This is a genomic window from Novosphingopyxis sp. YJ-S2-01 (genome assembly GCF_016093175.1).
Lineage (GTDB): Bacteria > Pseudomonadota > Alphaproteobacteria > Sphingomonadales > Sphingomonadaceae > Novosphingopyxis > Novosphingopyxis iocasae.
Window position 1 is genome coordinate 576,588 of record NZ_JAEDAI010000001.1, and the last position, 16,772, is coordinate 593,359.

25 protein-coding genes are annotated in these 16,772 nt (G+C 63.1%); 15 read left to right on the plus strand and 10 right to left on the minus strand.

Annotated elements, in window-relative coordinates; all coding sequences use genetic code 11:
- The first annotated feature begins 73 nt into the window (after positions 1-73).
- From ald to I6A82_RS02710, 4 genes are read left to right on the plus strand one after another with little or no spacing between them, the layout of a single operon-like run.
- Positions 74-1,189 carry an alanine dehydrogenase gene (gene ald / locus I6A82_RS02695; protein WP_198093623.1) on the plus strand — a complete coding sequence of 372 codons (1,116 nt, stop codon included), beginning with the start codon at positions 74-76 and terminating at the stop codon, positions 1,187-1,189.
- Positions 1,186-1,386: a DUF5818 domain-containing protein gene (locus I6A82_RS02700; RefSeq protein ID WP_187337135.1), complete on the plus strand. Its 201-nt coding sequence runs from the start codon at positions 1,186-1,188 to the stop codon at positions 1,384-1,386. Before ald ends, I6A82_RS02700 begins: the two co-directional genes overlap by 4 nt.
- Entirely contained in the window at positions 1,383-2,447 is a 1,065-nt protein-coding gene (locus I6A82_RS02705) for a sensor histidine kinase (RefSeq protein WP_232343236.1), read from the plus strand. Before I6A82_RS02700 ends, I6A82_RS02705 begins: the two co-directional genes overlap by 4 nt.
- A 56-nt stretch (positions 2,448-2,503) precedes the next feature.
- Positions 2,504-2,695 carry a DUF1328 domain-containing protein gene (locus I6A82_RS02710; RefSeq protein ID WP_198093624.1) on the plus strand — a complete coding sequence of 64 codons (192 nt, stop codon included), beginning with the start codon at positions 2,504-2,506 and terminating at the stop codon, positions 2,693-2,695.
- Positions 2,696-2,723: 28 nt separating this feature from the next.
- Here the strand turns inward: I6A82_RS02710 and rpoN are convergent, their stop codons facing one another.
- The 5 genes from rpoN to I6A82_RS02735 all read right to left on the minus strand — a co-directional run bounded on the left by rpoN (position 2,724) and on the right by I6A82_RS02735 (position 7,071).
- Positions 2,724-4,148: an RNA polymerase factor sigma-54 gene (rpoN, locus tag I6A82_RS02715; RefSeq protein WP_198093625.1), complete on the minus strand. Its 1,425-nt coding sequence runs from the start codon at positions 4,146-4,148 to the stop codon at positions 2,724-2,726.
- A 44-nt stretch (positions 4,149-4,192) separates the two neighbouring features.
- On the minus strand, positions 4,193-4,933 hold the full coding sequence (lptB, locus tag I6A82_RS02720; protein WP_232343506.1) for an LPS export ABC transporter ATP-binding protein: 741 nt from the start codon (positions 4,931-4,933) through the stop codon (positions 4,193-4,195).
- A gap of 226 nt (positions 4,934-5,159) precedes the next feature.
- Positions 5,160-5,693, minus strand: coding sequence for an LptA/OstA family protein (locus I6A82_RS02725; protein ID WP_198093627.1), 534 nt, complete (start codon positions 5,691-5,693; stop codon positions 5,160-5,162).
- Between the two features lie 10 nt (positions 5,694-5,703).
- The gene (locus I6A82_RS02730; protein WP_198093628.1) at positions 5,704-6,429 is read right to left on the minus strand and encodes an LPS export ABC transporter periplasmic protein LptC; all 726 of its coding nucleotides are present in this window, start codon (positions 6,427-6,429) and stop codon (positions 5,704-5,706) included.
- A 24-nt stretch (positions 6,430-6,453) separates the two neighbouring features.
- On the minus strand, positions 6,454-7,071 hold the full coding sequence (locus tag I6A82_RS02735) for a ribonuclease D (RefSeq protein ID WP_187335016.1): 618 nt from the start codon (positions 7,069-7,071) through the stop codon (positions 6,454-6,456).
- 328 nt (positions 7,072-7,399) lie between these two features.
- Here I6A82_RS02735 and I6A82_RS14615 point away from each other — a divergent pair, with 328 nt between their 5' ends.
- The 3 genes from I6A82_RS14615 to I6A82_RS14665 all read left to right on the plus strand — a co-directional run bounded on the left by I6A82_RS14615 (position 7,400) and on the right by I6A82_RS14665 (position 9,724).
- The gene (locus I6A82_RS14615) at positions 7,400-8,182 is read left to right on the plus strand and encodes a cold-shock protein (protein ID WP_198093629.1); all 783 of its coding nucleotides are present in this window, start codon (positions 7,400-7,402) and stop codon (positions 8,180-8,182) included.
- Between the two features lie 202 nt (positions 8,183-8,384).
- Complete coding sequence (locus I6A82_RS02745) at positions 8,385-8,897, plus strand: hypothetical protein (protein WP_198093630.1); 513 nt, start codon at positions 8,385-8,387, stop codon at positions 8,895-8,897.
- A 2-nt stretch (positions 8,898-8,899) separates the two neighbouring features.
- Entirely contained in the window at positions 8,900-9,724 is an 825-nt protein-coding gene (locus tag I6A82_RS14665) for a M1 family aminopeptidase (RefSeq protein WP_198093631.1), read from the plus strand.
- 19 nt (positions 9,725-9,743) lie between these two features.
- Here I6A82_RS14665 and I6A82_RS02755 read toward each other — a convergent pair whose 3' ends face one another.
- The 3 genes from I6A82_RS02755 to I6A82_RS02765 all read right to left on the minus strand — a co-directional run bounded on the left by I6A82_RS02755 (position 9,744) and on the right by I6A82_RS02765 (position 11,281).
- Positions 9,744-10,223 (minus strand): Dps family protein, encoded by a 480-nt coding sequence (locus I6A82_RS02755; RefSeq protein ID WP_187335013.1) that lies wholly within the window; start codon positions 10,221-10,223, stop codon positions 9,744-9,746.
- 134 nt (positions 10,224-10,357) lie between these two features.
- A complete protein-coding gene (locus tag I6A82_RS02760; protein ID WP_198093632.1) occupies positions 10,358-10,921 on the minus strand; it encodes a TMEM165/GDT1 family protein in 564 nt (187 codons plus the stop codon).
- Positions 10,922-10,924: 3 nt separating this feature from the next.
- A complete protein-coding gene (locus I6A82_RS02765; protein ID WP_187335011.1) occupies positions 10,925-11,281 on the minus strand; it encodes a hypothetical protein in 357 nt (118 codons plus the stop codon).
- 214 nt (positions 11,282-11,495) lie between these two features.
- On the opposite strand from I6A82_RS02765, the gene I6A82_RS02770 reads away from it, so the two are divergent.
- The 4 genes from I6A82_RS02770 (at position 11,496) to rpmG (ending at position 13,246) form a co-directional block, all read left to right on the plus strand.
- On the plus strand, positions 11,496-11,846 hold the full coding sequence (locus I6A82_RS02770) for a hypothetical protein (RefSeq protein WP_187335010.1): 351 nt from the start codon (positions 11,496-11,498) through the stop codon (positions 11,844-11,846).
- Between the two features lie 114 nt (positions 11,847-11,960).
- The gene (locus I6A82_RS02775) at positions 11,961-12,569 is read left to right on the plus strand and encodes a response regulator transcription factor (protein ID WP_198093633.1); all 609 of its coding nucleotides are present in this window, start codon (positions 11,961-11,963) and stop codon (positions 12,567-12,569) included.
- A complete protein-coding gene (locus I6A82_RS02780) occupies positions 12,566-12,931 on the plus strand; it encodes an Hpt domain-containing protein (RefSeq protein ID WP_198093634.1) in 366 nt (121 codons plus the stop codon). The genes I6A82_RS02775 and I6A82_RS02780 overlap by 4 nt, the downstream gene beginning before the upstream one ends.
- A 147-nt stretch (positions 12,932-13,078) precedes the next feature.
- Positions 13,079-13,246 (plus strand): 50S ribosomal protein L33, encoded by a 168-nt coding sequence (gene rpmG / locus I6A82_RS02785; protein ID WP_022672986.1) that lies wholly within the window; start codon positions 13,079-13,081, stop codon positions 13,244-13,246.
- A gap of 169 nt (positions 13,247-13,415) precedes the next feature.
- Here the strand turns inward: rpmG and I6A82_RS02790 are convergent, their stop codons facing one another.
- The gene (locus I6A82_RS02790; protein WP_198093635.1) at positions 13,416-13,781 is read right to left on the minus strand and encodes a response regulator; all 366 of its coding nucleotides are present in this window, start codon (positions 13,779-13,781) and stop codon (positions 13,416-13,418) included.
- Positions 13,782-13,851: 70 nt separating this feature from the next.
- Here I6A82_RS02790 and I6A82_RS02795 point away from each other — a divergent pair, with 70 nt between their 5' ends.
- Genes I6A82_RS02795 through I6A82_RS02810 form a run of 4 tightly spaced genes read left to right on the plus strand, consistent with a single transcriptional unit; the run spans position 13,852 to position 16,424 of the window.
- Positions 13,852-14,121, plus strand: a complete 270-nt coding sequence (locus I6A82_RS02795) for a DUF3572 family protein (RefSeq protein ID WP_198093636.1) — start codon at positions 13,852-13,854, stop codon at positions 14,119-14,121.
- Positions 14,122-14,180: 59 nt separating this feature from the next.
- Positions 14,181-14,789, plus strand: a complete 609-nt coding sequence (locus I6A82_RS02800; protein WP_198095465.1) for an HAD family hydrolase — start codon at positions 14,181-14,183, stop codon at positions 14,787-14,789.
- On the plus strand, positions 14,786-15,247 hold the full coding sequence (locus tag I6A82_RS02805) for a RidA family protein (RefSeq protein WP_198093637.1): 462 nt from the start codon (positions 14,786-14,788) through the stop codon (positions 15,245-15,247). The genes I6A82_RS02800 and I6A82_RS02805 overlap by 4 nt, the downstream gene beginning before the upstream one ends.
- Positions 15,248-15,284: 37 nt before the next feature.
- A complete protein-coding gene (locus tag I6A82_RS02810; protein WP_198093638.1) occupies positions 15,285-16,424 on the plus strand; it encodes a GNAT family N-acetyltransferase in 1,140 nt (379 codons plus the stop codon).
- Here the strand turns inward: I6A82_RS02810 and I6A82_RS02815 are convergent, their stop codons facing one another.
- The gene (locus I6A82_RS02815; RefSeq protein WP_198093639.1) at positions 16,425-16,721 is read right to left on the minus strand and encodes an SEL1-like repeat protein; all 297 of its coding nucleotides are present in this window, start codon (positions 16,719-16,721) and stop codon (positions 16,425-16,427) included.
- Positions 16,722-16,772: the final 51 nt, after the last annotated feature.

The following is a 16,772-nucleotide window of genomic DNA, read 5'->3' on the forward strand; positions in this document are numbered from 1 at the left end:
GCTTCGGAGTCGCATTCCGTTACGGCGCGCGCTACAGCGGCGATACCAATTCAGTCTGTTCGAGGAACACGTCATGCTCGTCGGAACCGTCCGCGAAATCAAGAATCACGAATATCGCGTCGGCCTGACGCCTGAAAGCGCGCGCGAGCTGGTGGCGCACGGCCATGAGGTGATGGTGGAAACCGGGGCGGGCGAAGGGATTGGCTCGCATGACCGCGAATATGAGGCGGCTGGCGCGCGCATCGTTTCCGACGCGAAGACCGTCTTCGCCGAGGCCGAGATGGTGGTGAAGGTGAAGGAACCGCAGGCCGGTGAACGCGCCATGCTGCGCGAAGGCCAGATCCTGTTCACCTATCTCCACCTAGCCCCCGATCCGGAGCAGACGAAGGACCTCGTCGCGTCCGGCGCGACCTGCATCGCCTATGAAACGGTTACCGGCCCCGGCGGCCAGCTGCCGCTCTTGAAGCCCATGAGCCAGGTGGCGGGCCGCATGTCGGTGCAGGCCGGCGCAAGCGCGCTGGAAAAGGCGCATGGCGGGCGCGGCGTACTGCTGGGCGGCGTGCCCGGCGTGGCGCCGGCCAATGTCACTATCATCGGCGGCGGCGTGGTCGGCTTCAACGCGGCGCAGATGGCAGCGGGCCTCGGCGCGCAGGTGACGATCCTGGACCGCGATCCGGAAGTGCTCGAAAAGCTGGGCAATTATTTCGAGGCGCGTGCGGTCACGCGCTTCTCCAACAAGGCGAACCTGGCCGATTGCGTGGCCAATGCGGACCTCGTCGTCGGCGCGGTGCTGATCCCCGGCGGCACGGCACCCAAGCTGGTGACGCGCGATATGCTGAAGACGATGCAGCCCGGCGCGGTGCTGGTCGACGTAGCGATCGACCAGGGCGGCTGTTTCGAAACGTCCAAGGCGACGACGCATGACGATCCTACCTATGTGGTCGACGATGTGGTGCATTATTGCGTGGCCAATATGCCCGGGGCCGTGGCGCGCACCAGCACTTATGCGCTGAACAACGTGACTCTGCCGCACACGATGAAGATCGCGGAACTTGGCTGGAAGGAAGCGCTGCGGCGCAACGCGCATCTCGCCGAGGGCCTCAATGTGTGGGACGGCAAGGTGACCTACGAAGCCGTGGCCCACGATCTCGGCTATGAATATGTGCCCGTTACGCAGGCACTCGCCTGAGCGACCGGCTCGTCCTCACCGGCACGCTCAAGCGGGCGCCCGGCGGCTTCCTGCTGGTGGCCGACGACGGCGCCCGCTGGCAGCTGGAGCTTTCCCGCACGCCGGTCGATCTGGTCGAGAAGCGCGTGCGGGCCGAAGGCACAGCTATTGACGAGGGCGTCATGCAGGTTGCCGGGCTGCGGGAAGACGCGGAATGAACGTTGTCGAGGAAAGCGCCGCCGGAAGCCGCCCCGTTCGCCGCAGCGCGATGCGCACGATCAGCGGAGTGCTGCGGGGCAATAGCACGCTGGGCCTGTTGTTCGCGGTTGCGGCCTTCGCGCTGGCGCTGATCGTGCGGTTCGAGGTGGGCAGAATATTGCCCAGCGGCTTTCCCTACATCACCTTCTTTCCGGCGATCATCCTGACCACCTTTCTGGCCGGAACGCGGCCGGGCGTCCTATGCGCGGCGCTGTCGGGTATCGCCAGCTGGTACTTCTTCATCACTCCGCTACGCAGCTTCGCGCTGGACGGCCCGGCGGCCACCGCGCTCTGCTTTTTCCTGTTCATCGCGGCGGTCGATATCGCTCTGATTCATTATATGGAGCTGAGCCGCGAACGCCTGAGCGAGCAACGCTCCGTCAGCTCTTCGCTATACGAGCAGCAGCGCGCCATGTTTGCGGAACTGCAGCACCGCGTCGCCAACAATATGAGCTTCGTCTCCTCGCTCCTTTCGCTCGAACAGCGGCGGGTTGCGGCCGATCCGGCATCTGCCGTGGCCGTGATGGAAGAGGCGCAGCGGCGCATCACCGTCATGTCGCGCGTCCATCGACGGCTCTACCGCCCCGAAGCGGTGGAGATGTCTCTAGAGAAATATTTCTGCGATTTATGTGAGGATCTGCGGGAAGGCAGCGGCGCGGGTAATGTGCATTTCGATGTCGATATGGACCCGGTGCGGCTCGATATCGGCAAGATGATGACGCTGTCGCTGCTGGTGACCGAGATCGTCACCAACAGCCTGAAGCATGGGGTGGCGGAGCAGCCCTCCAGCCAGATCGGCGTCATGCTGCGCGATCTGGGCCCTGCCGGGCTCGAGCTGACGGTGCGCGACAGCGGCCCCGGTTTCCCTGATGATCATGAGGAGCGAGCGGGCCACGGTCTTGGATCGCGGATTGCGCGCGGCTTTGCAGCGCAGCTAGGCGGGCAGCTGGCCTATTCCAACGAAGACGGCGCGGTCACGCGGCTGGTGTTCCCTCGCCCGCAGCCGACAGCCGAGACTTAAGCGCAGGCAATCGATGCCGCCGCGGAACCGCATCGTGGCTCGCGGCTTTCAGCATCATGATCAAACTCGCTATTCTCTGCCTCATCATCGCGCTGGTCGCGGCCATCCTCGGCTTCGGAGGCGTGGCGGGCACCTTCGCCAATATCGCCATCTGGCTGTTCGTGATCGCGATCGTTCTTTTCGTGGTTTTCCTGGTTCTCGGCTTCATCGCCGGGAAGAAGGTGACCGACAAGATCGACCGGCTCTAACAGACACGCGAAGCGAAGGGCGGGCCGCTTACAGCCCTGCCATTTTCTTCTGCCGTCGCCGCTGCACGGACGATCCGTGTCCCATCGCCTCGCGATATTTGGCAACGGTACGGCGGGCAATGTCGAAGCCTTTTTCCTTCAACAGCTCGCACAGCCGATCGTCGGACAGGATGTTCTTGGCATCCTCCGCATCGATCAGCTTCCCGATATGGCTCTTCACCGCTTCCGCGCTGGCCGCCTCACCCGCATCGCCTGACGCGACGCCGCTGGAGAAGAAATATTTAAGCTCGAACACGCCGCGTGTGCAGGCGAGATATTTGTTGCTGGTGACACGGCTGACCGTGCTTTCGTGCATCTCGATATCCTCGGCCACTTCACGCAATGTCAGCGGGCGAAGCGCCGTCACCCCTTTATGGAAAAACGCCTCCTGACGCTTCAGAATGGCACTCGATACCTTCAGGATCGTGCGCTGGCGTTGGTCGAGCGCCTTGATCAGCCAGTGCGCTTCGCTGAGGCATTCGCCGATCCAGCTCTTCGTGGCCTTGTCTGCACCGGCTTCCAGATCGGCCTGATACTGCCGGTCCACCAACAAGCGCGGCAGGTTCGCCTCGTTCAGTTCGACGCGCCAGCCGCCCGCATGCTGCCGGATGAAAATGTCAGGCACCACCGGCGGCAGCGTCTCGCTGTCAAAGCGCGAACCGGGCTTCGGGTCATATTCGCGAAGCTCCGCCACCATTTCGGCGAAATCCTCGTCATCCGCCCCGCATAGGCGCTTCAACCGCGTGAAATCGCCCTTGGCGAGCAGATCGAGATGACCGATCAGCATCGCCATGCAGGGATCGAAGCGGTCCGCCTCGCGCGCTTGAATGGCTAGGCATTCGGCCAGGTTGCGCGCGCCCACCCCAGTGGGATCGAACAATTGCACCTCGCCAAGTACCCGCTCGACCTCATCCTCTTCGATCCCCAGCCGCGCGGCGATGACATCCACGCTTTCGCCGAGATATCCCGCGGCGTCGATCTGTTCGATCAGCGCGAGCGCGATGGCGCGGTCGACGGGGCCGAAATGGGCATTGGCCTGCGCTTCGAGATGTTCGTGCAGCGTGGGTTCGGGCGATGCCATCCGGTCGAAATCCGGGCCCTCGCCGGGTTCTGCCGACGGCAGCGAACCGCCGCTGCCGGGCGAACCGAAATGCTCTGCACGCTCGCCGCGCGCTTCGACCGGGTCCACACCCTCGTCAGCGCGCGCTTCTGCCGGTGCATCGCGCACCGCCTGCTCCTGCTCGCCGCCGCGGCTTTCGCTGGCGAGCAGCGGATTGCGCTCCAGCGCATCGTTCAAATAGGCCTCGACCTCGAGATTGCTTAGCGCGAGCAGCTTGATCGCCTGCTGCAACTGCGGGGTCATCACCAGCGACTGGGACTGGCGTAGATCGAGCCTAGGTCCCAGGGAACTCATGTCTGGAAACGCACCTTACTCACACCGGCCCCCTTTGCCTGTTCCTAAAGCGCGAAGCTCTCACCCAGATAGAGGCGGCGGACATTGGGATCCGCCACCAGATCTTCCGGAGAACCCGCGAACAGCACCTGGCCGTCATAGATGATACAGGCCCGGTCCACGATTTCCAGCGTCTCGCGGACATTGTGGTCGGTGATTAGGACGCCGATGTCGCGCTTCTTAAGATCGGCGACCAGATCGCGGATGTCCGCGATGGAGATCGGATCGATGCCCGCAAAGGGTTCATCCAGCAGCATGATCGACGGATCGGCAGCCAGAGCGCGCGCGATTTCGCAGCGGCGCCGCTCACCGCCGGACAGCGCCATCGCCGCGGAATCGCGCAGACGGGTGAGGCCGAATTCGCTGAGCAACTGTTCCAGCCGGTCTTGGCGCGCCTGCTTGCTGGGCTCGACCATTTCCAGCACGGTGCCGATATTCTGTTCCACCGTCATGCCGCGAAAGATCGAGGTTTCCTGCGGTAGATAGCCAAGGCCCAGTACTGCGCGGCGATACATCGGCAGGCCGGTGATATTTTCCCCGTCCAGCACGATACGGCCGCTGTCGGGCTTCACCAGCCCCATGATCGAATAGAAACAAGTGGTCTTGCCCGCGCCATTGGGCCCGAGCAGCCCGACCACCTCGCCCCGGCCGACCGACAGCGAGATGTCCGACAGCACTTGGCGCTTGTCATAACTTTTGGCGATCGAGACCACCGCCAGGCCGCGGTCGAGCGCATGATCGGTCATCGCCGCTTCGGGGCTGATCGCGGTGCTTATGTCATCCATGCGCTTCATGTTCCTGCCGGCCGCTCCCCCGGCGCGAGATAGGCGCGCGCGGCACTGCTTGCAAACACTCGCCGCTCAGAAAGGAAGGGCCGGAAGGGACAGTCCATTAGTCTTGCTTGTGGGCCGCACCTGCAGGTTTCAAGCCGATCTCGACGAACGACGGCGAAACCGCGCGAGGGACGCGGCTCTAGCGGCTGTTTTGCGGAACGGTAAATGTGCCGGTGACGCGGCCCGGCCCGGCGCTTTCGATGCCGGGCGGCGGGGCGCCCCCACCACTGCCGTCGATCACGGCCTTGCCGCTGTCGAGATCGATCACCAGACGGCCGCCGTTCAGATCATTACCGCTCTGGCGCAGCGTAACATCGCCCACCAGGGTGATCAGCCGCCGATCAAGATCGTAGATCGCGGCATTGCCGGTGGCGCGCTCGTCCCCGCGGGTGATTACCACATTTCCCGTCGCGTCGATGCGGTTCACGTTGATGTTCCGCCCGTTGGAATAAGCGATCGTCATGCGCGCCGAGCGCAGCGTGAGATTACCCTGCGTTACCTGAACCCCGCCGGAGAGCACCACCCGGTCGGACCGGTCCTGGATCTCGATCCGGCCCGCGTTGAAATCCACCGGGGCGTTGCTGTTGTGCCCGGTGAGCACCTGCGCGCTGGCCGTCGGCAGCACCATTGCCGATCCGAAAAGGCCAAGGGTGAGTATCGCGATCCGCTTCATATCCATGTCCTTAACGCAAGCGGCCCTGATTGACGTGAACTTTCGCACCGCCGGACAGCGCAATCGTTCCCTTGGCGAGATCCACCGTCAGGCGATCGGCGCGGAACGGGCCTACTTCGGTGCGGCCGGTGACATTGCCCGAAACCACCAGCGTGCGATTGGCAAGATCGGCCTCCAGCCGGTCTCCCTTGAAACTGCCCAGATCGGTGGTCCCAGTGACGCCCCCGGTGGAACTGAGCGTTTGCGGCCCGAAGGCCAGCACGGCATTGCTGGTGGAAATCCGGTAGCCCGGCTCCGCTTCGAATGCGAGCGGGCCCGGTACCAGCGCCGTCTGCGCCTCGACATCGTAGACAGCGCCGCCCGCCTGCACGGATGCCGGGCCGTCATCCAGCATGATGCGCGCCGACAGATCGTTCAGCTGCACCTGCCCCGGCGTGGCGTTGCGCTGCACCGCGCTGCCCGCTTTCAGCGCGAAGGGGCGGCCCTTGTCATCGACGCCGCGATACATTGCATTGTTCGACTGAAGCCGCTCGGGCGCGCGCTCGACACGGTTCTTGTCGAGCACAAAGCTCATTTCTCCACGGTCCGCCAGCGGCGCGAGCAGCAGGATGGCGATGACGACGCCCACCGCCACCGGCAGCGCAATGCGCAAAATGCGGATGGTGCGATCGAACGAGCCGCCTGGCGCAGCGAATTCCTTGCGCTGCGAGCGCTGATCCTCGGCGCGCCGGCTCATGCAGACGCTTCCGTGAGGATGCGATCAGCTATGGGCGAAGATATCGTCATCCGCCCATCCGGCGATATCGAGGCGCGCGCGCATGGGCAGGAAATCGAAACAGGCCTGTGCCATCTCCATCCGCCCCTCGCGCTCCAACCGCGTGATGAACTGCTCGCGCAGCCGATGGAGGAAGCGCACGTCCGACGCGGCATAGTCCTTTTGCGCGTCGCTCAGTTCCGGGCCGCCCCAATCGCTCGACTGCTGCTGCTTGGAAATATCGGCCCCTAGCATTTCGCGCACCAGTTCCTTCAGCCCGTGGCGATCGGTGTAGGTGCGCACCAGCTTGCTGGCGATCTTGGTGCAGAACACCGGCCCGGCAGTGACGCCCAGATAATATTCGATCGCCGCGAGGTCGAACCGCCCGAAATGATAGAGCTTCACCCGTGCCGGATCGGCCAGGATGCGCTTCAGATTGGGTGCGTCGTAAGAAGAGCCCGGCGCAAACCGCACGAGATGTTCATCCCCATCGCCGTTGGAGATCTGCAGTAGGCAGAGCCGGTCGCGCGGCGTGCGCAGCCCCATGGTTTCGGTGTCGACGGCTAGGTCGCCCGTTTCCAGCACGCCGGCCGGCAGGTCTTCTTCATGAAAATGAACCGTCACTGGGGATGCATCCTGTTGCTGGTTGTTTCTCGATCGAACGAACGAATTGGCCAGCCCTTTGCCGCATGGGGGCCGTCAACGCAATGATGGGCCACGCTATGATGGGAAGCCCTGCCCCACTGCGCAATCGGTCCGGCGAGACGCCTTAGCAGTGCGAGCCGTGCGCAGCGCGCGCCAGCCTGTGGAAAACAGATGTCGCAAGCGAGCGAATTTTCCGCTATGCCCTTAGGCTGATGCGATTCCACGCGAGGACGCATCGGCCGCGCAGTCAGTCGTCCTTCGCTGCAATCGGCCGAACCGGGGGGCGAAGCAAGGTGTTTACGACGATATGAGTTTTGACCGTAAGCGGCGCGGCAAGGGCCGTGATAAGCGCGACAGTTTCGGCGACGAGAATTTCGACGGATACAGGGACTCCGCTCCGTTCGACGGCGGCGGACGCGGCGGTTTTGGCGGTGGCCCGCGCGGCTATGATGATGATCGCGGCAGCGGCGGTGGCCCGCGCGGTGGATTCGGCGGCGGTGGAGGCGGCGGCTTCGGCGGCGGTGGCCCGCGTCGCGGCGGCGGCGGCGGTATGCCGGCACAGGTCGTCGGATCGGGCGAAGGCGTGGTCAAGTTCTTCAACGCGCAGAAGGGCTTCGGCTTCATCCAGTGCGATGACCGTCCCGATGACGTGTTCGTTCATATCAGCGCGGTCGAGGCGGCCGGGCTATCCGGTCTGGCCGAAGGTCAGCCGCTCAAGTTCACCCTGGTGGATCGCGGCGGTAAGGTCTCGGCCAGCGATCTCGAGATCGAGGGTGAGCCGATGCCGGTGCAGTCCTTCGATCGCGGCCCGCGTCCGGGTGGGAATGATCGCGGTCCGCGCCCCGGCGGCGGCGCTCCGCAGCGCGAGCTGACCGGCCAGAAGGCCAAGGGCACCGTGAAGTTCTTCAATGATGTGAAGGGCTTCGGCTTCATCGAGCGTGACGATGGCGAAGCAGATGCCTTCGTTCACATCAGCGCCGTGGAACGTTCCGGCATGTCCGCCCTGCAGCAGGGCGACCGCGTCGGCTTCGACATCGAAGTCGATCGCCGCGGCAAATATTCGGCGGTGAACCTGCACTCGACCGATTGATCGGCGTTTTCGTTTTACCCATAGAATAGAGAAGGGCGGTCCCGCGGGGCCGCCTTTTTTGTATATGTTTCGCGCGCCGAGCTTGGTTTTGCTTACGATCGTCGCTTCGCATGCATCCGCCCCTTCGGCGGCACCATCCATCGCTTCTCTCAATCTTCTTTGCCAGCGCTTGGGCTAGGTCCAAACAGAAGGGGGAAGATTGATGGACCGACAATTTCGACTGGCCGCATGCGCCCTTGCGATGGCCACCGCGTCGGAAGGCGCGTTCGCAGCGCCCTCCGCTGCCGACCCAAGCACCGATTATCACGTCGAAGCCTATGAGGTTGCGCTCCGCCCCGACGTCTCGACCACCGCGTTGACCGGTCGCGAGACTATCCGGGTTGTCGCGAACGTCGACCGGCTCGAAACGGTCGCCTTTTCGCCCAACGCGTTGGCGATCGTCGATGCGCGGGTGGACGGCACGCCGGTAATGGTCGAGAGCGACTGGGACGGGATTGTTTTCCATCTGCCCCGCCCGCTCGCGGCGGGAGAGACCGCCCTCCTGTCTTTCGATATTGCGGGTACGCCGGTGCGGGGCGTGAGCACCGGCGACGCGGGCATATGGTCTGGATATTTCGCCTGCGACTGGATGGTCTGTCGGCAAAATTCCCCAGGCGATAAAGCCTCGATCGCACTAGATCTCTACGTGCCCACCGGGCTCGACACCAAGGCGTAGGCGTGAAGTGGGCGGAGCGGGAGCTTGGCGGTGGCCTTACTCTCCATCGGTGGCGCAGCGTCGATCCGGTCTCACCCTATCTGTTCGCCTTCGCCGCAGGTCGTTTCCCGCGAAAGACCATCGAGACGCCGCAAGGCACGCTCCATTACCGCAACGCAACGGGTGCGCCTGCCGACCTCGCCTCACTTTTCGCGGAAACACCGGCGATGGTCGCTTTTTTCGCTGACCGGGCCGGCATGGACTTACCCCGCGGCGGCTACACGCAACTGCTCGTTCCGGGCCGCGAGGCGCAGGAGACGATGAGCTTCTCGTTGATCGGGAGGGGTGAACTGGACCGCGAGACGGATGAACCCGAAGCCGCCTGGGTGATCGCGCACGAGCTCGCACATCAATGGTGGGGCAACCGTGTCACCACCGAAACTTGGCGCGATTTCTGGCTGAACGAGGGCGTTGCTGTTTTCATGACCGCGGCCTGGAAGCAGGAGCGGTTTGGCAACACAACCTATGCGAAGGAAATCGAGATTCTACGTGGTCGCCGCGCCCAATTGATTGAGCGCGGTTGGGACAAACCGCTGGCTTGGAGCGGCGACTACCCATCGCTCGGCTATCGGCGCGCCGTGCAATACAGCAAAGGTGCGCTTTTCCTCGTCGAACTACGCGCCGCGATCGACGAGAAGGCGTTCTGGAGCGGTCTACGCGCATACACCCGCAGCTTTGCCGGAAAGACTGTCGTCAGTCGCGATTTCCAGAAAGCTATGGAAACAGCGAGCGGGAGCGATCTCAGCGCGATATTCGGCGAATGGGTGTACGGCCCGGCAGAAGCTTGAGGCCGTACATCCCGTCCGCTCAGTTCTTTTCGAGCGTGCTTGCCAGGAACCAGGCGCGTTCTTCGGCCATGTCGGTCCAGTCGTCGATCAGGCCATCGGTGGCATTGTCTCCGGTTTCCTCGCACAGCGCCTTCGCTTCCTTCAGCTTGGCAATGTAAGCGAGATTGTCGGTACGCAGATCGTCCAGCATCTGCTCGGCAGAAAGCCCTGCATCGTCGCTATCCTTCAACGACTGATGGCGGGAGATCGAGCCGATCGAGGTGAGCGTGCGTAGACCGATCTTGCGGACACGCTCGGCAATGGCATCGGTGGTGCCGATGATTTCCGCCGCCTGCTCGTCGAGCAGCAGGTGATAATCACGAAAATGCGGCCCATGCATGTGCCAGTGGAAATTCTTGGTCTTCAGATACAGCGCATAGCTGTCTGCGAGGACACCGTTCAGCGATTCGGCCAGCGCCTTCTTGCTGTTGTCGTCGATTCCGGGATGCTTGTCGGTCAAGGTCGGTCCTTTCTGGGATCAGTTTTTCGTTGCTATGCCAGAATAACCCTCGGACCAGCGCGAAGTTTCCACCGACTTTGCCGCTCACAGCGATCCAGCGTTTCGATCAACGCTGGGACCTAATGTCTGTGGGTTCAGATCAAGCCCAAAGCGGCGAGGGACAGGATTACGCCGAGAACAGTGAACAGGCCGCCGCCCACGCGGCGTACCCAGACCAGCGGCAAGGCGCGCGCCAGATGATTGCGAAAGATGACTGCAGGAATGCAGGCAATGGCCAGTCCCAGGAAGCCGCCGATACCGGCCCAAAGCGGCATATCGGTTCGCGCCGCTGTGGCGCCGATCAGAAACTGACTCTTGTCCCCCAGCATCGAGAGAAACAGGGCTACGAATGTACCGAAGAACGCGCCAAGGCCTTGCTCCGGTTCCTCCACGCGGCGGTGAGGTGCGAGCATCATCAGGCCCGCGAACAGGCAGGCCAGCGCGTAGAAAAACATCAGCGCATCCTCGCTGATGGCCGCATGGATGAACGAGCCGAGCCAGGCGGAAATCGCGACATTCAGGAGGATCGCGCAGAGCAGCCCCGCGATCACGCGCCCTTCCCGATCGAACCGGATGGCGCACAGGGCAGCAAGCAATTGCGTGCGTCCGCCGGTTTCGGCGAGTAGCACGGCAAGCATTCCGGTCAGCAGCGCATCCACGTCTCAGCCGGTCATGCGATAGGCGACCGAAGCGAGCAGCGCCTCCGACTGCGCGGGCGTCGCCTCCCCGCATTCCACCGCTTCGCGCATCAACAGCGCATAATCGCGTTCGAAATGGCGGACATTGTCGGCTTGCATGGCGCGTGTGAGCGCGAGCTCGCATTTCTCGGTAACGAAGACGAGCGCCGAAAGCCGGCAGCGGCGCGCTTCGACGCGCAGCTGTTCAAGCTTGAAAAGAAAGTAGGCCGGATCGCGGTCAACTCGGATGGCTTCGAGTTCATCGATAAGCGCGCGGAATTCGGTATAAACCGCCCAGTTGCGCTGGTTGCCAAGCTGAAAACCCTTAGCGTCGTGATACATGCCCCTGCCCTTTTCGTGTGAACGCGTTCCCTGCGAATATTAGCCTTCACGAACATCCTGCACTGAACATGGTTAAAGCCTGGTAAATGGCTGAATTGCCGGGAAAAAGGCCCTTATGACCCCAAGGGGTAATTTCGCATCGCCACGCGTCGGGCCATAAGTGCGTTGTCGCCGGGACGTCACCCGGACCGGCACTGAGGTTGGGAGACCCGTCATGATCCGTTTGAAAACCATCCTGTTCGCAGCTGCCACGCTGGGCACCCTGACATTTTCCGTTCCGGCTGCCGCTGCATCGGCTCCCGCCTCGACCGCATCGTCGGCTCCGACATCCGAAATTGTGAGCGAGCTTATCACCCGCACGCAGAGCGCATGCGCCCGCAATGTACGCGGCGAGGAATGCGGCGCCTATCAGCGCACATTGCTCGCCGCGGTTGCCGCCCTGAACGGCGATGACGGCAAGCATGATCGGGGCCGCGACGTCACCCGGTTGCAGATGGATGCGCTGTTTTCCGCTGTCGACACATCCGCCGCCTCCCCCCTGAAATCCGCCATCGCACGCAGATAATCCGCGAGGCAAACCACTGTCCGATAGAAGCAGTCTCAACCGCTTCTTAACCATCTTCCGCTAGCGCTTGCCCTTCCTCCCCCACATCCGGTGGGCGCTAGCGGGAGCACGGCCATGGCCAGAAGGGCCATCATCGTAGACGATCATCCCATGTGTCGCCGGGCCACGGCGATGGCATTTCAAGCGGTGGATCCCGCCGTGACGCTCGTCGAGTCCGACACATTGGAAGACGCGCGGCGCCTTGCCGCCACCGCCGACATGGTGGCGATGGACATCGCCATGCCCGGCAGCCGCGGCATGATCGGCCTTGCCGAATTTCGCGAAGAATTTCCCGATGTTCCGCTGCTCATCATCAGCGGCAACAGCAATCCCGATATCGAGCGGGAGGTTTCCGGTATCGGTGCCAACGGCTTCCTGTCCAAGGAGGCATCGATGCCCGACATGGTGGAGGCGATCCGAACGGTGCTGGACAACGGCACCTGGTTTTCCGGCGCGCAGGATGGCGGCGGCGAGCCGACCGAGCTGGAGCGCATCCAGACGCTCACCCCGGCGCAGATGCGCGTGCTCAAGGCGATGCAGGACGGCGCGCTGAACAAGCAGATCGCCTATGATCTGGGCCTGTCCGAAGTTACGGTGAAGGCGCATGTGAAGGCCATTCTCAAAAAGCTCTCGGTGCCCAATCGCACGCAGGCGATCCTCATGCTGGCGCGGATCGAGCAATGAGCTTTCTGGACAAGGGCGAGCCGGCATTGGCCGTCCCGCTGCTCGACGCAGAGCAGACCGAGCAACTGCTGCAAACCACCGGATTCGAGGCTTTCTCCGGTTTCATGGCGGGTTTTGTCGGGGAACTGGAGAACCGTCCGGCAATCATCGCGGAGCAATGGACGCTTGGAGACCATGCCGCAGCCCGTGCGAGCGCGCATTATCTGAAGGGGCCTGCCCTGACGATCGGCGCGGCGCGAATCGCGGCGTTGTGCGAATCGATCGAGCGCGGCGACGAAGACCGATCTCAGCGGCTGATCGGGCTGTTGCAGGAAGCTGCGGAAGAGACCGGCCGCGCCGTGCGCGCGCTGATCGCGCTCTGAAACCCGGCCGACGATCGCCAAATCCGGCTTCAACCCCCCGCGCACCCTTGACTTTACAGGCACAAACCGTCATCGCCGCCGCCTTATTGCAGACGGCAACCGAATCGATGCCGCCCGCCTTCATTCTCTAAGCTTAGGAAAAGTGCCATGGCGAAGCCCGCCACCGTGAAGATCAAGCTCGTCAGCACCGCCGACACGGGCTTTTTCTACGTCACCAAAAAGAACCCGCGCAACATCACCGAGAAGATGACCTTCCGGAAATATGATCCGGTTGCGCGCAAGCATGTCGAATTCAAGGAAGCCAAGATCAAGTGATCTGGCGGGGGGCGCTCGCGCGCTTCCCTTTCCTCGATACATCGGCGTCACTTCGCGTCGATATCAAAGCAATCCAGGGCCGTTGCAGCGATGCGAAGGCCCTGGATTGCTTTGCCGCGTCACGGCTCCCCGTAACACTTAGACAGCCAAGGCTCATGCATCGGCGCGATCAGCGCATGGCCTCCTGCACCGCTTCCACGAACTTCATCACCGAAACGGGCTTGGACACATAACCTTCCGCGCCCGCCTCGCGGATGCGCTCCTCGTCCCCTTTGCCCGCATAGGCGGTGACGGCCAGGATCGGGATCGGCTTCAGCGCGCTGTCCTTCTTCATCCGGCCGATCAGATCGAGCCCGCTGACATGCGGCAGCTGAATATCCATGATGACCAGATCGGGCTTGAACTCGCGCGCCGTTTCCAGCGCCTGCCGCCCATCGGTGAGCGGTTCGACAACGAAGCCGTTGGCCCGCAGCAGATCGGTGAACAGCTTCAGATTGAGCTCATTGTCCTCCACGATCAGGATGCGTTTGGCCATGTCGCTCTTTCCGGTTTCTTCTGGGCCAAGCCCGCTTGGCGCTCGGCTCCCTATGCCCTAGACCCGCGGCATGCGCCAGCCCGCCGCCCCTGCAGATCCCGAAGCTCTCGCGCTCGACGCGCTCACTTGGATCATGGAGGATGACAAGCGGGCGGTGCGCTTCCTCGATCTGACCGGCCTTACGCCGGACGGCCTGCGCGCCGGGCTGGCGGACCGCGCCACGCACCGTGCCGTGCTCGGTTTCCTGGAAAGCTACGAGCCCGACCTTGTAAGCTATGCCGAGACACGCCAGATCGACCCCTCGCTGATCCCTGAAGCCGCCCGAAAGCTGGACGCTTGACCCAAGACACCGCCCGCCGCCCGTTAATCATTACCGATTGCGACGAGGTGCTCCTCCATATGGTCGTGCCCTTCGCCGAATGGCTGGATGAGGCGCACGGCATCCATTTCGATCTGGATCGGGGCGGCTTCGCCGAAGCGCTTCGCCACAAGCATGACGGAACCGTGGTGGCGCAGGAAGATGTCTGGCCGCTCCTGAACGAATTTTTTGACGGCCAGATGAGCCGCCAGCAGCCTATCGACGGCGCAGTCACGGCGATCCGGACGCTGGCCGAAAAGGCCGATGTGGTGGTGCTCACCAACCTGCTCGATCACAGACAGGATGCGCGGGCGGAGCAACTTCGCGCCGTCGGGATCGATCACGAAGTGCATTGCAACCAGGGTGGCAAGGGCGCTCCGCTGGCCGAGATCGTGGAGCGGTTCGACCCCACGGTGACCATATTTATCGACGACCTCGCGGTTCATCACGAATCGGTGGAGAAGCATCGTCCGGATGTGTGGCGCCTCCACATGGTGGGCGAGCCGCGCCTGGCGGGCAGCATCGAACCGGCGGCGCACGCGCATGCCCGGATCGATCATTGGGGCAAGGCATTGGAATGGATCGAGGCGCGCCTTGCCGATGGCAATCCGGCCCACGCAATCAAAAAGGAAGAAGGACAAACCGCATGAGCATCGACCAGAAGCTGAAGGACCTCGGCATCACCCTGCCCGAACCGGCTGCACCGGTGGCGTCCTATCGCCCGGCGGTGGAAGCCAACGGCATGCTCTATGTTTCCGGGCAACTTCCTTTCATCAACGGCGAAATCGTGACCGGCAAGCTGGGCGCGGACGTTTCGCTGGAACGCGGTGTCGAAGCGGCGCGCGCATGTGGGATCATGCTGATCGCACAGATCAAGGCCGCGCTGGGCGGTGATCTGGAGCGTGTCGGACAGATCGTGAAGCTGGGTGGCTTTGTCGCCTCGGTGCCTGATTTCACCGATCAGCCCAAGGTGGTGAATGGCGCTTCGGACCTGATGGAGCAGGTGTTCGGAGAGGCTGGCCGCCATGCCCGCAGCGCGGTGGCGACGCCGGTATTGCCGCTCGATGCGGCGGTGGAAGTCGATGCGATCGTGGCGCTGAAGAGCTGAGGGGCCACGCCCGACGCAATGCCTCCCTGCGCAGCCCGTGCCTGACGCCGATATCATCGCAAAGATTGGCCGCGGCGTTGCCGCTCTTCCGGCGGAAGAGTGGGACGCCTGCAACGGCGCGGGCAATCCGTTCCTGAGCCATGCCTTTCTTTCCACGATGGAGGATTCGGGCAGCGTCGGGCGCGGCAGCGGGTGGACACCCGCACCGATCGTCATCGAAGACGATGCGGGCGCAATTGCTGCGGCGCTACCCGCTTATCTGAAATCGCACAGTCAGGGCGAATATGTGTTCGACCAGAGCTGGGCCCACGCCTTCGAAAGCGCGGGCGGGCGCTATTATCCCAAACTTCAGATCGCCGCGCCTTTCTCCCCCGTCCCCGGCCCGCGCCTGCTGTTGCGTGAGCCGGCGCTGGCGCAGCCGCTGCTGAACGCGGCCGAGGCGCTGGTGCTGCAGAACGGCCTGTCATCTGCGCATGCCAGCTTCGTCGCACCGGACCAGATCGCGCATTTCGAGGAAGCGGGCTGGCTGATCCGTACCGACAGCCAGTTTCACTGGAAAAACCGGGATTATCGCAGCTTCGACGACTTTCTGGGCGCGCTATCGAGCCGCAAGCGCAAGAATATCCGCAAGGAACGCGCCGCGGCGCAAAGCGCAGTGCATATCGAACGGCTGACCGGCGAAGCCATCCGGCCTGAACATTGGGACGCCTTCTGGCTGTTCTACCAAGACACCGGCGCGCGCAAATGGGGCCATCCCTATCTGACGCGCGAAGCGTTCGACCTGTTGGGACAGCGCATGGGCGACAGGATCGTGCTCGTCCTCGCCTACGATGGCGACATGCCTATTGCGGGCGCGCTGAACCTGCTGGGTCCGGACACGATCTACGGCCGCTATTGGGGTGCGCTGGCCGAAGTGCCGTTCCTGCATTTCGAGCTATGCTATTATCAGGCGATCGACATCGCCATCGAACGCGGCCTCGCAACCGTAGAGGCCGGTGCGCAGGGGCAGCACAAGCTGGCCCGCGGTTATGAACCGACGCCGACCTATTCGGCGCACTTCATCGCCGATGAGGGGTTCCGCGATGCGGTGGACGATTTCCTGACGCGCGAGCGCGAGGCAGTGGCGCAGGAGATCGAGTTTTTGAACGAGATGGGCCCGTTCAAAAAGAGTGATTGATCAGGCGACGCGCACTTCGGTGGCGCGCAGCCAGGCACGGGCTTCGCGCTGGGCCTCGGCGATTTCGCGCGCCGTCATGTCGTAGGAAATTTCGGCGCGGCACATCATGCCTTCTTCGCTGCCGTTGAGCGCTGCGAGGTTGAACCATTTATGCGCCTCGATCAGATCGAGTTCGACGCCATTGGTACCTGTCGAATAAGCGATTCCGAGATCGTAAAGCGCGTCCGCATTGCCTGCGGCCGCATCCGCCATCCGGCTCTCGATTAAAAAGCGGGCGGTTTTCTCACTGTAACCCATATCCCCTGTCCCATTTGCCTCCAATGGGCACAGAACAACAGAAGATGGTCA

What these genes read in the sequence shown, in the direction of transcription:
- I6A82_RS02800 (WP_198095465.1), top strand. Translation starts at nt 14,181, where the DNA reads ATGGTCGTGCCCTTCGCCGAATGGCTGGATGAGGCGCACGGCATCCAT.
- I6A82_RS02710 (WP_198093624.1), top strand. Translation starts at nt 2,504, where the DNA reads ATGATCAAACTCGCTATTCTCTGCCTCATCATCGCGCTGGTCGCGGCC.
- I6A82_RS02770 (WP_187335010.1), top strand. Translation starts at nt 11,496, where the DNA reads ATGATCCGTTTGAAAACCATCCTGTTCGCAGCTGCCACGCTGGGCACC.
- rpoN (WP_198093625.1), bottom strand. Translation starts at nt 4,148, where the DNA reads ATGAGTTCCCTGGGACCTAGGCTCGATCTACGCCAGTCCCAGTCGCTG.
- I6A82_RS02745 (WP_198093630.1), top strand. Translation starts at nt 8,385, where the DNA reads ATGGACCGACAATTTCGACTGGCCGCATGCGCCCTTGCGATGGCCACC.
- I6A82_RS02795 (WP_198093636.1), top strand. Translation starts at nt 13,852, where the DNA reads ATGCGCCAGCCCGCCGCCCCTGCAGATCCCGAAGCTCTCGCGCTCGAC.
- I6A82_RS02805 (WP_198093637.1), top strand. Translation starts at nt 14,786, where the DNA reads ATGAGCATCGACCAGAAGCTGAAGGACCTCGGCATCACCCTGCCCGAA.
- I6A82_RS02780 (WP_198093634.1), top strand. Translation starts at nt 12,566, where the DNA reads ATGAGCTTTCTGGACAAGGGCGAGCCGGCATTGGCCGTCCCGCTGCTC.
- lptB (WP_232343506.1), bottom strand. Translation starts at nt 4,933, where the DNA reads ATGACCGATCATGCGCTCGACCGCGGCCTGGCGGTGGTCTCGATCGCC.
- I6A82_RS02725 (WP_198093627.1), bottom strand. Translation starts at nt 5,693, where the DNA reads ATGAAGCGGATCGCGATACTCACCCTTGGCCTTTTCGGATCGGCAATG.
- I6A82_RS02790 (WP_198093635.1), bottom strand. Translation starts at nt 13,781, where the DNA reads ATGGCCAAACGCATCCTGATCGTGGAGGACAATGAGCTCAATCTGAAG.
- I6A82_RS14615 (WP_198093629.1), top strand. Translation starts at nt 7,400, where the DNA reads ATGAGTTTTGACCGTAAGCGGCGCGGCAAGGGCCGTGATAAGCGCGAC.
- I6A82_RS02730 (WP_198093628.1), bottom strand. Translation starts at nt 6,429, where the DNA reads ATGAGCCGGCGCGCCGAGGATCAGCGCTCGCAGCGCAAGGAATTCGCT.
- rpmG (WP_022672986.1), top strand. Translation starts at nt 13,079, where the DNA reads ATGGCGAAGCCCGCCACCGTGAAGATCAAGCTCGTCAGCACCGCCGAC.
- ald (WP_198093623.1), top strand. Translation starts at nt 74, where the DNA reads ATGCTCGTCGGAACCGTCCGCGAAATCAAGAATCACGAATATCGCGTC.
- I6A82_RS02765 (WP_187335011.1), bottom strand. Translation starts at nt 11,281, where the DNA reads ATGTATCACGACGCTAAGGGTTTTCAGCTTGGCAACCAGCGCAACTGG.
- I6A82_RS02705 (WP_232343236.1), top strand. Translation starts at nt 1,383, where the DNA reads ATGAACGTTGTCGAGGAAAGCGCCGCCGGAAGCCGCCCCGTTCGCCGC.
- I6A82_RS02775 (WP_198093633.1), top strand. Translation starts at nt 11,961, where the DNA reads ATGGCCAGAAGGGCCATCATCGTAGACGATCATCCCATGTGTCGCCGG.
- I6A82_RS02815 (WP_198093639.1), bottom strand. Translation starts at nt 16,721, where the DNA reads ATGGGTTACAGTGAGAAAACCGCCCGCTTTTTAATCGAGAGCCGGATG.